At 66.0% G+C, this 12,291-nt stretch carries 12 protein-coding genes; 7 read left to right on the forward strand and 5 right to left on the reverse strand.

Going from position 1 to position 12,291, the window contains the following annotated elements; translation table 11 throughout:
• Positions 1 to 12: 12 nt before the first annotated feature.
• Positions 13 to 1,167, reverse strand: coding sequence for a M20 aminoacylase family protein (locus ACP159_RS18620; protein ID WP_425101218.1), 1,155 nt, complete (start codon positions 1,165 to 1,167; stop codon positions 13 to 15).
• A 75-nt stretch (positions 1,168 to 1,242) separates the two neighbouring features.
• On the opposite strand from ACP159_RS18620, the gene mazG reads away from it, so the two are divergent.
• The 4 genes from mazG to ACP159_RS18640 all read left to right on the forward strand — a co-directional run bounded on the left by mazG (position 1,243) and on the right by ACP159_RS18640 (position 5,366).
• Entirely contained in the window at positions 1,243 to 2,049 is an 807-nt protein-coding gene (mazG, locus tag ACP159_RS18625) for a nucleoside triphosphate pyrophosphohydrolase (protein ID WP_425101219.1), read from the forward strand.
• 380 nt (positions 2,050 to 2,429) lie between these two features.
• On the forward strand, positions 2,430 to 3,434 hold the full coding sequence (locus ACP159_RS18630; protein ID WP_425101220.1) for a Fe(3+) ABC transporter substrate-binding protein: 1,005 nt from the start codon (positions 2,430 to 2,432) through the stop codon (positions 3,432 to 3,434).
• 142 nt (positions 3,435 to 3,576) lie between these two features.
• The gene (locus ACP159_RS18635; protein ID WP_425101221.1) at positions 3,577 to 4,548 is read left to right on the forward strand and encodes a diacylglycerol/lipid kinase family protein; all 972 of its coding nucleotides are present in this window, start codon (positions 3,577 to 3,579) and stop codon (positions 4,546 to 4,548) included.
• Positions 4,545 to 5,366: a metallophosphoesterase family protein gene (locus tag ACP159_RS18640; RefSeq protein ID WP_425101222.1), complete on the forward strand. Its 822-nt coding sequence runs from the start codon at positions 4,545 to 4,547 to the stop codon at positions 5,364 to 5,366. The genes ACP159_RS18635 and ACP159_RS18640 overlap by 4 nt, the downstream gene beginning before the upstream one ends.
• 126 nt (positions 5,367 to 5,492) lie before the next feature.
• On the opposite strand, the gene ACP159_RS18645 is transcribed toward ACP159_RS18640, so the two are convergent.
• From ACP159_RS18645 to fabD, 3 genes are all read right to left on the reverse strand, one after another.
• A complete protein-coding gene (locus ACP159_RS18645) occupies positions 5,493 to 5,726 on the reverse strand; it encodes an acyl carrier protein (protein WP_282299110.1) in 234 nt (77 codons plus the stop codon).
• 203 nt (positions 5,727 to 5,929) lie between these two features.
• On the reverse strand, positions 5,930 to 6,667 hold the full coding sequence (fabG, locus tag ACP159_RS18650) for a 3-oxoacyl-ACP reductase FabG (protein WP_425101223.1): 738 nt from the start codon (positions 6,665 to 6,667) through the stop codon (positions 5,930 to 5,932).
• A gap of 69 nt (positions 6,668 to 6,736) precedes the next feature.
• Positions 6,737 to 7,678, reverse strand: a complete 942-nt coding sequence (gene fabD, locus ACP159_RS18655; RefSeq protein WP_425101225.1) for an ACP S-malonyltransferase — start codon at positions 7,676 to 7,678, stop codon at positions 6,737 to 6,739.
• A gap of 155 nt (positions 7,679 to 7,833) precedes the next feature.
• Here fabD and ACP159_RS18660 point away from each other — a divergent pair, with 155 nt between their 5' ends.
• Positions 7,834 to 9,042 (forward strand): cytochrome b/b6 domain-containing protein, encoded by a 1,209-nt coding sequence (locus ACP159_RS18660; protein ID WP_425101226.1) that lies wholly within the window; start codon positions 7,834 to 7,836, stop codon positions 9,040 to 9,042.
• 242 nt (positions 9,043 to 9,284) lie between these two features.
• On the opposite strand, the gene ACP159_RS18665 is transcribed toward ACP159_RS18660, so the two are convergent.
• A complete protein-coding gene (locus ACP159_RS18665) occupies positions 9,285 to 10,799 on the reverse strand; it encodes a DUF2125 domain-containing protein (RefSeq protein ID WP_425101227.1) in 1,515 nt (504 codons plus the stop codon).
• A gap of 137 nt (positions 10,800 to 10,936) precedes the next feature.
• Here ACP159_RS18665 and ACP159_RS18670 point away from each other — a divergent pair, with 137 nt between their 5' ends.
• Positions 10,937 to 11,686 carry an SDR family oxidoreductase gene (locus ACP159_RS18670; protein WP_425101228.1) on the forward strand — a complete coding sequence of 250 codons (750 nt, stop codon included), beginning with the start codon at positions 10,937 to 10,939 and terminating at the stop codon, positions 11,684 to 11,686.
• A complete protein-coding gene (locus ACP159_RS18675; protein WP_425101229.1) occupies positions 11,683 to 12,291 on the forward strand; it encodes an enoyl-CoA hydratase/isomerase family protein in 609 nt (202 codons plus the stop codon). Before ACP159_RS18670 ends, ACP159_RS18675 begins: the two co-directional genes overlap by 4 nt.

A 12,291-nucleotide genomic window follows, 5' to 3' on the forward strand; every position in this document is an offset into this window, starting at 1 on the left:
CTCCGGCGGAGTTCAGATCCGGTGCCGCCGCTCGATCAGCCGGGCAAAGAAACTCGCCCCGATCGGCGCAGCGGAATCGTTGAAATCGAAGGCCGGGTGGTGCACCGACGGTCCTTTACCCTGTCCGAGGAACAGGAAACAGCCGGGCCGTGCGTTCAGCATGTAGGAAAAATCCTCCGCCCCCATTTCCGGCGGCAGATCATCGACGACGCGGTTCGACACCTCGCGCGCAATTTCGACCGCAAAGGCCGTCTGCGCGGCGTGGTTGACCGTCGGCGGATAGCCTTTTCTGTAGTCGAGTTCGGCACTTACCCCGTAACTCATCGCCTGCCCCGTCACGATCTCGGCAATCCGGCGCTCCGCCAGGTCGCGGACTTCGAGGGACAGGTTGCGGACGGTGCCGCCAAGCTCGACGGATTCGGGGATGATGTTGAACGCCGTGCCGCCGTGCATCATCGTCAGGGACACCACGATGGAGCCGAGCGGATCGACCTCACGGGACACAAGTGCCTGTAATGCCGAGCCAATTGCCAAGGCGCAGGGCATCGGATCGCGGCAGTCCTGCGGGTAGGCCGCATGGCCTCCCTTGCCCTTGACGGTGATCACGAAGTCGTCCACCGCCGCCATGATCGGTCCGGGACAGGTGCGGAACTCGCCCAGATCGCCATAGGGATCGGTGTGCAGGGCATAGACCTCCTCGACGCCGAACCGCTCCATGATGCCCTCTTCGACCATCATGCGCCCACCGCCGATCGTTTCTTCGGCAGGCTGGAAGATCAGAACAACTTTGCCCCGGAAGTTTCTGGTTTCACTCAGATATTTTGCCGCACCCAGCAACATGGACGTATGTCCATCATGGCCGCAGGCGTGCATGCGCCCCGGGATGGTACTGGCCCAGTCCGCTCCCGTCATCTCATCCATCGGCAACGCGTCCATGTCAGCCCGGAGCCCGGTCACCGGCCCGTCTCCGCGGCCGTGGATCACCCCGACAACACCGCTGGTTGCAATGCCTGCGTGAATTTCGTCCACACCAAAACTTTTGAGATTTTGCACAACGAATTCAGCGGTTTGAAAGCACTCCAACGACAATTCCGGATGCATGTGCAGATGCCGCCGCCAGCCTGCCATCTCATCCGCAAAGCCTGCGATGCTGTTCACGATGGCCATCGGCGACTCCTTTCTGGACTCCCCGTCCACAATCCCGCATCCCTCTGACAGAGCAGAAAAACCGGGGGTGATGCAATGACTGATGAGCTGGTTCACGATCCGAAGGGGGGGATGCCGCGGCTCCTGGAGATCATGCGGCGGCTCAGGGACCCGCAGACCGGATGCCCCTGGGACCTGGAGCAGGATTTCGCCACGATTGCCCCCTATACCATTGAAGAGGCTTACGAAGTTGCCGATGCCATCGAGCGGGAGGCCTGGGCCGAGTTGAAAGGCGAGCTTGGCGATTTGCTGTTTCAGTCGGTTTTCCATGCGCAAATGGCTGAGGAAAAGGGGTTTTTCAATTTCAACGACGTCGCGGACACGATGAGTGACAAGATGGTCGCCCGTCATCCCCATGTCTTTGGGAGCGAGAGCCGGGACAAATCCGCCGAGCAGCAGACCCGCGATTGGGAAGCCATAAAAGCCCTTGAACGCAAAGAGAAAAAACGGAGCGGCGTGCTGGATGACGTGGCCTTGGGGCTGCCGGCGCTGATGCGGGCGGTGAAACTTCAAAAACGCGCTGCAAGGGTCGGATTTGATTGGCCTTCCACCGATCAGGTCATCGACAAGATCGTCGAGGAGGCCCAGGAGTTGCGTGAGGCGAAGAACCCGGCGCATGCCTTTGAAGAGTTTGGAGATTTGCTGTTTGTCATGGCCAATCTCGCCCGCCACATGCAGATCGACCCGGAGGAGGCCCTGCGGGCCGCCAATGCCAAGTTCACAAGGCGTTTCAGGTACATAGAGGCCGAACTTGCAACGCAAGGCCGGACACCGGACGACAGCGACCTCGCCGAGATGGATGCGCTCTGGGACAAGGCCAAGGCGCAGGAAAAGGCGCATTAACCTCTCGCAGATCTTGTCAGTCCATTACGGCACCGACCGCCGGGGTTAACGCGGCGCACGCCGGAAACCGTCAGAATTCCGCTAGACGACGAACCATATCTTGTACCCGCCCCGGTACATTCCACCACGGGTGAAGAGACTGTGAACGTTCACGCGACGCCGTTAACCGGCGTTTGGTGCGATTCCATCCGAGTTTCGTACAGATTGCCCCAGCGCGACTCGGCTCGCGCGCCGGTCCACCGTTGCGCCAAAGATTTTTCCTTAACCCCTGAGACTTTCTCCGATCACGGAGGCGCGACCGGCGCCGCGCCCTCTTGACCTGATAATTTTTGTCAGGTTTAACGCGGGCAGCGAAACACTTCACCAGACGAGGAGACACCATGGTCCCGCGCATAACAGCCACCGCCCTTGCCCTCTGCCTTGCCGCCCCGGCCATGGCGCAGGAGGTCAATCTCTATTCCTATCGCCAGCCGGAACTGCTCAAGCCGCTGACCGATGCCTTCACCGAGGCCACCGGGATCAAGGTCAACGTCGCCTATCTCGAAAAGGGCATGGTCGAGCGGCTGAAGGCCGAGGGCCGCCGCTCTCCCGCCGATCTGATCTTCACCGTAGACATCTCGCGCCTCGCCGCCGCCGTTGACGCGGGCGTGACGCAACCGGTCACCAGCGACGTTTTGACCGCCAACGTGCCCGCCGCCTACCATGACCCGGACGGCCAGTGGTGGGGTCTGACCACCCGGGCGCGGATCGTCTATGCCTCCAAGGACCGGGTCGATCCGTCGGAGGTGACGACCTACGAGGACCTGGCCGATCCGAAGTGGAAGGGCCGCATCTGCACCCGGTCCGGCACCCATGACTACACCGTCGCGCTGGTCGCGGCGATGATCCACCACCACGGCGAAGAGGCCACCAGGACCTGGCTGCAGGGCGTCAAGGACAACCTCGCGCGCAAGCCGCAGGGCAACGACCGTGCGCAGGTCAAGGCGATCTGGGCCGGGGAATGCGACATCAGCCTCGGCAACACCTATTACATGGGCCAGATGCTGAACGATCCCGAGCAGATCGAGTGGGCCAATTCGGTCAACGTGCTGTTCCCGACTTTCGAGAACGGCGGCACGCATGTGAACATCTCCGGCGTGGCCATGACGGCAGCGGCACCGAACAAGGACAACGCCTTGAAGATGATGGAATTCCTCGTCTCTCCGGAGGCCCAGGAGGTCTACGCCCATGCCAACTACGAATACCCGATCGCGCCGGGCACCGAGGCCGATGACCTGGTGAAGGGCTGGGGCACGTTCACCGCGGACGACACCAACCTGATGACGCTGGCCGGGCTGCGCGAGGATGCGCTGCGACTGGTGGAAGAGGTCGATTTCGACGGTTGATCCCGGCCCCGGACCGGGCTTGATCGCGGGGGCGGCCTTCGGGCCGTCCCTTTGTCTTTCGGCCTGTCTTGTCGGCGGACGCAACCTTTTCGCGGCGGTTGCGTTGACATGCCGTCTACCACAAGAAGACAGGCCGCGCCTCATGTACCAAGCCTCGCCCTCCTTTGCGGAGCCCGACACCGTCAAGCCGGAGGGCAAAGCGCACCCTCTCGGGCAGATCGCCGTCATTGCCAACAAGGCGTCCGGCACCAACGCCAAGGACAGTGCAGCCATCGACCGGGCGCTCGACGTGTTCGGGCGGGACCAGGCGACGCTGTACTACTGGAACCCGAAACGCAGCATCGACGCGGTCCTCGACACCGCGCTGGCCGAGGGTGCCACAACGGTCGTCGCCGCGGGCGGCGACGGCACGGCAATGGCGGTGGCGGGCGCGGCTCTGGGGCGGGACTGTGCTTTCGGCGCTCTGCCGCTCGGGACGTTCAATTACTTCGCACGCGGGCTTGGCCTGCCGGAGACGCCGGACGACGCCGCAGAGGCGCTGCTCGACGCGGCTCCGCATGACATCCGCGTCGGCACGGTCAACGGGCGGGTGTTCCTGAACAACGCCTGCCTCGGCATCTACCCTGCCGTGCTGAAACAGCGCGAGACCGTGTACAAGCGCTGGGGGCGGCACCGGCTGATGGCGCATTGGTCGGTGATCCAGACCTTCCTGCGGTTCCAGCGGCCGATGCGGCTGACTCTCTACGCGGATGGCCAGACCGTGGAGCGCCGGACGCCGCTGCTGTTCGTGTCGCGCTCCGCCTTTCAGCTGGAGCGGTTCGGTCTGCAGGGCGGTGACGTGATTTCGGACGACGGCTTCGCGGTGCTGGTCGGGCGCGGCGAGACGCGGCTGGATCTGTTCCGGACGGCGTTTCGGCTGATCACGCATACCGCGGAGGCCGGGCGGGATTACGATTTCCTGCCGGTGCGGCAACTCGATGTGCACACGGAGCGGCAGATCGCGCTGGTCGCCTATGACGGCGAGAAGGCCCGGCAACCGGCGCCGTTCCGCTTCCGCATGTCCCGTGCGACCTTGACCGTGCTCCTGCCGAGGAGCGATGAGGCGGCAGCATGAGACGGATCCTGCACCTGTCGGACCTGCACTTCGGGACCGTGGACGCGGGTCTGTCCGTGCCGCTGCTGGAGACCGTCGCCCGGCTGCAGCCGGACCTGGTGGTGGTGTCGGGCGACCTGACGCAGCGGGCGCGGCGCGGGCAGTTCCGCGACGCGCGGGTTTTCCTCGCCCGGATAGACGCGCCGGTGTTGAGCGTGCCGGGCAACCATGACACGCCGCTCGACAACCTCTACCTGCGGTTCCTGCGGCCGTTCGGGCGGTACAAGCGCTATATCGACGGCGAGTTGGAGCCGGTGTTCGAGGACGACGCGATCATCGTGATCGGAGTGAACACGGTGAACCGCTTTGCCTGGCAGAGCGGCAGGATCGGGCGCGGGCGGCTGGCGCGGCTGGCCTGGCGGTTGCGCGGATCGGCGGAGAAGCTGCGGGTGGCGGTGCTGCACCACCCGCTGGAACATGCACCGGGCGTGGACAAGCGGCTGATGCGCGGGGCGGACCGGGCGCTGGCGGCGCTGTCGCGCTGCGGGGCGGATGTGGTGTTGTCCGGGCATCTGCATCATGCGGTGGCGGCGCCTTCCGTGGCGGTGCCGGATGTGCTCTTCGTGCAGGCCGGAACGGCGCTGTCGACGCGGCTGCGGGGCGACCAGCGCAACAGCTTCAACCTGCTGGATCTGGAGCCGGACGGGTTGCACGTCACCACCTGGACCACGCCCGAGGGCACTGAGCGGTTCCAGCCGGGGGAGACGACTCTCTGGCGGCAGGAACCGGAGGGCTGGCAGCAGGTCCGGCCCCGGCAGCATCGCTCCGCGCACGGGTGACGGGACGGCGGGCGGGGCGATCTTGCCGCCAGGCAAGGAGCGGCGTCCCGGCGGCATCCTGGCGAGGCCGCAACGTAAAAACGGCGCCCCGGAGGACGCCGCTCATGGAAACGACAGGCGTTTCGATTACTGCGCTTCGGTGATGAACTTCACCGCGTCGCCGAAGGTCTGAATGGTCTCGGCGGCGTCGTCCGGGATCTCGATGCCGAACTCTTCTTCGAAGGCCATGACCAGTTCGACGGTGTCGAGGCTGTCTGCGCCCAGGTCGTCGATGAAGGACGCCGACTCGGTGACCTTGTCTTCTTCCACGCTCAGGTGCTCGACCACAATCTTCTTAACGCGATCTGCGATGTCGCTCATGTTTCTTCCTCACTTGTTCGGGCGCATGCCCATTTTCCGCCTTCGCCCCGAAGGGTCGGCATTTCGATGCCCTTTCGGGCGGTTCTCGCCGGAAACCCCGGCCCTGACCAGTACGCGAAGACGCCCCTCGGCCAAAATCTGGGGGGCCTATAACACACCCGCCCGCAATGGCAAATGCTTTTCCCTGCGGGCCGAAGCCCCGTTTACAGCATGGCCATTCCGCCATTGACGTGCAAGGTGGTGCCCGTCACGTAAGCCGCTTCATTGCTCGACAGATACAGCACCGCAGCGGCGATTTCCGCCGGCGTGCCCATGCGCCCGCTGGGGATCTGGGTCAGGATCGCGGCCTTCTGGTCATCATTGAGCTTGTCGGTCATCGCCGTCTCGATGAAGCCCGGGGCCACCGCGTTCACCGTGATGCCGCGCGAGGCAACCTCGTAGGCGAGTGACTTGGACATGCCCACCATGCCCGCCTTGGCGGCGGCGTAGTTGCCCTGCCCCGGGTTGCCGGTGGCGCCCACCACGGAGGAGATGTTGACGATCCGCCCCCAGCGCGCCTTCATCATGCCGCGCAGCACGCCCTTGCACAGGCGGAAGGTGGAGGTGAGGTTCACCTCCAGCACGGAGGCCCACTCCTCCTCGCTCATGCGCATGAAGAGATTGTCGCGGGTGATCCCGGCGTTGTTCACGAGGATGTCGATGGCGCCCATCGCCTCGATCGCCTGCTTCGGCAGCGCGTTGACCGCCTCGGCATCGGACAGGTTGCAGGGCAGTACATGGACCCGGTCGCCCAGTTCGGCGGCCAGCGCCTCCAGCGGTTCGGTGCGGGTGCCCGAAAGGCCCACGGTGGCCCCGGCGGCGTGCAGCGCCTTGGCGATCTCCCCGCCGATGCCGCCCGATGCGCCAGTGACCAGCGCGCATTTTCCTGTCAGATCGAACATGTCATTTCCTCTTTGTGTCGCGCAAAGCCCTGACAGGGCTTTGCAAATGTCTTCAAAGACATGTGCGGCTCAGCCCTTGAGGGCTGTCGCCGCGGCCTGTGCCTCGGCCGCCGTGCCGACATTGCCGACCGTCGTTGCCTTGTGGATGCGGCGCACCATGCCCGAGAGCGCCTTGCCCGCGCCGATCTCAAGGAAGTCCGTAACGCCCTGCGCCACCATCCATTCCACGCTTTCGCGCCAACGCACGGAGCCGGTGACCTGCTCGATCAGCAGCTGGCGGATGGTGTCCGGATCGGTGACCGCCTCGGCGCGGACATTTACGACCAGCGGCACCTTCGGCGCATGGATCGTCGCCCGGGCCAGTTCCTCGGCCATCACATCGGCGGCGGGTTGCATCAGGGCACAGTGGAAGGGTGCGCTCACGGGCAGCAGCAGCGCCCGCTTGGCTCCGGCTTCCTTGGCGATGTCCACCGCGCGTTCCACCGCGGCCTTCGCGCCGGAAATGACCACCTGCGCCGGGTCGTTATCATTCGCCGCTTGGCAAACCTCGCCCTGCGCCGCCTGCTCCGCCACCGCGCGGACGGCGGCAAGGTCAAGGCCGAGCACCGCGGCCATCGCCCCCTCGCCCACCGGAACGGCCGCCTGCATCGCCGCGCCGCGCGCCCGCAGGAGTTTCGCGGCATCGCCGACCGAGAGCGCCCCGGCGGCGGTCAGGGCGGAGTATTCACCCAGCGAATGACCGGCGACGAAGGCGGCGTCGGTGATCGCCACACCTTCGGCCTCCAGCGCCCGCATGGCCGCAATCGAGGTCGCCATCAGGGCGGGCTGCGCATTGGCGGTCAGCGTCAACTGGTCGGCTTCGCCCTCCCAGATCAGGCTGGAGAGCTTTTCGCCCAGGGCCGCGTCGACCTCGTCGAAGACGGCTTTCGCCGCCGGATAGGCCTCGGCCAGGTCCCGGCCCATGCCGATGGTCTGTGCGCCCTGCCCCGGGAAAATGAATGCGCGGCTCATGTCGGCCCTCTCGTTTCCGTGTTCCTTGTCGCAAGGGCTTACAGGGCCGGGCCGGTCCGGGCAAGCCACCGGCACAGGATATGTGCGGGAATGAAGATTGCATGCTGCGCTGCGGCATATAGGTGATGACACAGTCAGAACGAGGGAGTGCTGTCATGGCCTTGCGAAATACATCCACCCGCTTCGGGAGCCTGTCGAAGGCCCTGCACTGGACGGTTGCCCTTGGCATCCTCCTGATGATCCCGCTGGGGATCATGGCGAGCGATGCGCCCTATGGGACGGCAGAGGAGCTGGCCTGGAAGGCGCAGCTGTTCTCCTGGCACAAGACCGTCGGCGTGGGGCTGTTCTTCCTCGCGCTGGTGCGGATCGGCTGGATGCTGAGCCAGCCGAAACCCGCTCCGCTGCATCCGGAACGGCGGCTGGAGACCTGGCTTGGCGAAACCGTGCACTGGGTGCTCTACGGGGCGCTTGTGCTAGTGCCGCTGACCGGGTGGATTCACCATGCGGCGACCACGGGCTTTGCGCCGATCTGGGGGCCGTTCGGGCAGGACCTGCCCTTCGTGCCGAAGGACGAGAACGTCGCGCATGTGTTCGGCGTCATGCACGTCCTGTCCAAGAACGTGCTGATCGGCAGCCTGCTGCTGCATGTGGCCGGGGCGCTCAAGCACCATGTCATCGACCGGGACGCGACTCTGAAGCGGATGTTGCCCGGATCGGCGGAGGCCGGGGTGCCGGGTGCCGGCGGGCACGTGCTGGCGGCGGTCGCGGCGGTGGCGGTCTGGGCCGGAGCGCTGGGGCTGGCGCTGGTTCCGGGCGGCGGCGAGGCCGAGCCGGGCGGCGCCGCCCCGGCGCTGGCGCAGGTCGAGAGTGATTGGGCGGTGCAGGACGGCACCCTGTCGATCGCGGTCCAGCAGATGGGCAGCACCGTCAGCGGCAGCTTTGCCGACTGGACCGCGGCGATCTCCTTCGCCGGTCCGGAGGCGGAGGCCCCGCAGGGATCGGTGCGGGTCGAGGTGGCGCTGGCGTCGCTGACGCTGGGCTCCGTGACGAAACAGGCGCTCGGCGGGGACTTCCTCGCGGCGGAGCGCATCCCGACAGCGGTCTACACCGGAGACATCTTTGCGACGGAGGACGGATACAGCCTGCGCGGGGCGCTGGACCTGAAAGGGGTGCAGGTGCCGCTGACCATGGCATTCACGCTGGATCTGGACGGCGACACGGCGCGGGCCAGCGGGACCGGCACGCTCGACCGCCGGGACTTCGGCATCGGCGAGAGCATGACGGATGGGGCGCAACTCGGCTTCGACGTGGTGGTCTCGTTCGAGTTGACGGCAGTGCGGGGCGACACGGAGGCCGGGTCCTGAAAGGTCCGGGCGGATCGTGCTGGAATTGCCCGGTTTCGTGCAGCATATGCCCTTCCGAGCCGGATAACCGACAGTATCTTCCGGTTTTCCCCCCGGGCGGTCGTCCGGACGGCGGCGCGGTCAGCCTGTCCCCCGGAGCGGGTGCGGGGCACAGCCCCGCCCTACCCCGGTCCCGCCAGACGAAAAAGCCGCGCCCCGGTGTCCCGTGGCGCGGCGCTGTGTTCAGGGTCTGGATTGGACGTTTACTTGATGCGCTGGCCGTTGGCGAGAACCTGGCCCTGCTCGTTGAAGACGATGGACGAGGTCGCGGTATCCGGCTCGGAGCCCGGAACGGTGAACATCGAGAGCATCATGCGCGCGCCCATGGCGTCCTCTTCCGACATCAGGCCCATCTGGATGATCTTGTCGATCAGCCCGTTGGCACCGGACACGGAAAGGTCGATCTTGCCCTCCGGCCGCGGGATGCCGTCGAAGCTGGCCATGTCGGTGTTGTCGAAGGTGAAATCGCCGGTGCCGGTGATCTTGCCGCCCGCCGCCTCGACGGTCAGGTTGTTCAGCGTCAAGGCGTTGAGCTCGCCCGGCATCATGCCGTCCTCCACCTTCGCCATGGATTCCTCGTCCAGCAGGCTGATGAAGGGGGTGATCTTCGCGGTCAGGTCGGCGGATACGGTGGCCGGATCACGCGGCAGCACCGCGCCCGGGTCGATCATGCCCCAGATCATGTCCGAGGTCTCGAAACCCGCCAAGGTGATGCCGATGGCAGCGTCCTGCGGCTCCTGCGAGGCCTGCAGCGGCACGGTGACGTTGAACGAGGTCTCGGCCATCTTGCCGTTGATCGGCAGCGGGATTTCCGCGCCCATCAGCGCCACGACCATGTCAGTGTTGCCGACCTTGTAGGTCATCGCGTCCTCGGACATCGCCACCGTCAGGTTGCCCGACGAGGTGGTCATGGTGCCCTCGGTCTTCTGCCCCCGGTCGTTGAAGTCGAAGGCGATGTCCGCGCCGGAGTGGGTCAGCTGACCTGCCACGGCGAAGCCGGCGGCCAGCATGGCGGGCATGTCGGAGTAATCCACTTCCATCGGCAGCATGCTTTCGCTGCTGCTGTCCATCCCTGCGAGTTTCAGCGAGAAATGCCCGCCGTTGTCGGTGCCCGGCTCGGCGGCCATGCCGGTCAGGCTCAGCCCGGAGGCGCTCATGGTCTGGGTGACCATGCGCATGCCGTCCAGCATCGCCAGGGTGCTCTTGCCGGAAAGGCCGTTCATCATCATCTCGACCGTGGCCATGTCGCGGGTGATCTCGTTGCCCTCGACGATGAGTTTCGACAGGGTCAGACCGAGGCTGTCCGCCTTGAAATCATAGGTCAGTTCCTCGGGGCTGCCGGAGGCGGTCATGTCGAGTCCGTTGGTGACATAGTCGAGGGTCACCTCCACCGGGCTGCCATCGACGTCGACGCTCACCATCACCGGCATTGGCGAGGGCCAGGTCACCGCCACGGTGCCGTCACCCTTGTCCGACAGGGTGAGTGCGCCCATGATCACGGAGACATCGCCCCCGGCGTCCGGGATCTCCATGGACATGGTCACGTCGCTGACGGTCAGGGTGTCGCCGGACATCGTTTCCGTTCCGCTCACCGTGTAGCCCGACATGGTCAGGTAGCTTTCCAGGTTGTCCCAGACCTGCTCGGGGGTGACGTCGGCCAATGCCGGGTATGCCATGGCGCAGAGGGCCAGGACGGATGCGCTGCCAAGATGTTTCATGAATTTCCTCGTTGAAGTACGGGTTATATCCTGCCCAAGTGTCGGTGCTTGCCGGGCATGGGTCAAGGGACTGGATTCCATACTATCTTCGCTTTACGTGTTGCGTAAGGCACGATCCGTTCAGAAAGGGCCAAACCATGGACTTGACAGGAAAAACCGTCCTGATCACCGGGGCGAGCCGGGGCATCGGGGCACAAGCCGCGCGCGCCTTCGCCGCCGCCGGGGCGAAAGTGGCGCTGGTGGCGCGCAGCGCGGAGGCGATTGCCGGGCTGGCAGGCGAGATCGGACCGAGCGCGGTGGCGATCCCCTGCGACATCGCCCGGTATTGGGAAGTCGAGCAGGCGGTGAACGCCTGCCTGTCGGCGCACGGGAGCCTCGACATCGTGGTGAACAACGCCGGGATGATCGAGCCGATCGCACGCATGGACGAGGCCGACCCGGCGGCCTGGGGCGAGGTGATCGACGTGAACCTCAAGGGCGTCTTTCACGGCATGCACGCGGCGCTGCAGGTGATGCTGCCGAAGGGCGGCGGCACGATCCTCACCATCGGCTCCGGCGCGGCGCATGGGCCGGTCGAAGGCTGGTCGCACTACTGCGCCTCCAAGGCGGGGGCGCTGATGCTGACGAAGATGCTGGACAAGGAGTACCGGGAGGCAGGCATCCGGGCGATTTCGCTCTCGCCGGGCACGGTGGCGACCCAGATGCAGAAGGAGATCAAGGCCTCGGGCATCAACCCGGTGTCACAGCTGGACTGGTCCGACCACATCCCGCCGGAGTGGGTGGCGCAGGCGCTGGTCTGGATGTGCGGGGCGGAGGCGGACGGCTTCCTGGGCGGCGAGGTGTCGCTGCGCGACGAGGCCATCAGGGCCAGGGTGGGCCTCGCGTGATCCGGCTGCAGAAGGAAGAGAGCGGCCTTTGGGTGGCGGTGATCGACCGGCCCGAGAAGGCCAATTCGCTGACGGCGGAGATGCTGGAGCGGCTCTGCATCATTGCCGAAGAGGCGCGGGAGGCGCGTGGCCTGGTGCTGACCGGCACGGGCAAGGTGTTCTCCGCCGGGGCGGACCTCGACGCGGCGAAGGCGGGGCTGGCGGTCTCGCCGCTGTGGGAGCGGCTGTCGGGCGCACTGGCCCGGCTGCCGGGGATCACGATCTGCGCCCTGAACGGGACCGTGGCCGGTGGCGCGATGGGCATGGTCCTCGCCTGCGATTTGCGGGTGTCGGTGCCGGGTGCGAAGGTGTTCTACCCGGTTATGAAGCTCGGCTTCCTGCCGCAGCCCTCGGACCCGACGCGGCTGGCGGCGCTGGTGGGCGCGGCGCGGGCGAAGCGGGTGCTGATGTGCGGGGAGAAGATCACCGTGGAAGAGGCGTTCGGCTGGGGGCTGATCGACCGGATCGCGGAGGGCGACGTGCTGGACGCGGCGCGGCAGATGGCGCAGGACAGCCTCGGTGCCAGCGCGGAGCACGCGGCGGCGATCAAGCGGATGATCGGCTGA

The sequence above is a fragment of the Tropicibacter sp. S64 genome (genome assembly GCF_049803835.1).
Classification (GTDB): domain Bacteria; phylum Pseudomonadota; class Alphaproteobacteria; order Rhodobacterales; family Rhodobacteraceae; genus Pacificoceanicola.

What these genes read in the sequence shown, in the direction of transcription:
- ACP159_RS18635 (WP_425101221.1), top strand. Translation starts at nt 3,577, where the DNA reads ATGTACCAAGCCTCGCCCTCCTTTGCGGAGCCCGACACCGTCAAGCCG.
- ACP159_RS18640 (WP_425101222.1), top strand. Translation starts at nt 4,545, where the DNA reads ATGAGACGGATCCTGCACCTGTCGGACCTGCACTTCGGGACCGTGGAC.
- mazG (WP_425101219.1), top strand. Translation starts at nt 1,243, where the DNA reads ATGACTGATGAGCTGGTTCACGATCCGAAGGGGGGGATGCCGCGGCTC.
- ACP159_RS18670 (WP_425101228.1), top strand. Translation starts at nt 10,937, where the DNA reads ATGGACTTGACAGGAAAAACCGTCCTGATCACCGGGGCGAGCCGGGGC.
- fabG (WP_425101223.1), bottom strand. Translation starts at nt 6,667, where the DNA reads ATGTTCGATCTGACAGGAAAATGCGCGCTGGTCACTGGCGCATCGGGC.
- ACP159_RS18660 (WP_425101226.1), top strand. Translation starts at nt 7,834, where the DNA reads ATGGCCTTGCGAAATACATCCACCCGCTTCGGGAGCCTGTCGAAGGCC.
- ACP159_RS18620 (WP_425101218.1), bottom strand. Translation starts at nt 1,167, where the DNA reads ATGGCCATCGTGAACAGCATCGCAGGCTTTGCGGATGAGATGGCAGGC.
- ACP159_RS18665 (WP_425101227.1), bottom strand. Translation starts at nt 10,799, where the DNA reads ATGAAACATCTTGGCAGCGCATCCGTCCTGGCCCTCTGCGCCATGGCA.
- ACP159_RS18645 (WP_282299110.1), bottom strand. Translation starts at nt 5,726, where the DNA reads ATGAGCGACATCGCAGATCGCGTTAAGAAGATTGTGGTCGAGCACCTG.
- ACP159_RS18630 (WP_425101220.1), top strand. Translation starts at nt 2,430, where the DNA reads ATGGTCCCGCGCATAACAGCCACCGCCCTTGCCCTCTGCCTTGCCGCC.
- fabD (WP_425101225.1), bottom strand. Translation starts at nt 7,678, where the DNA reads ATGAGCCGCGCATTCATTTTCCCGGGGCAGGGCGCACAGACCATCGGC.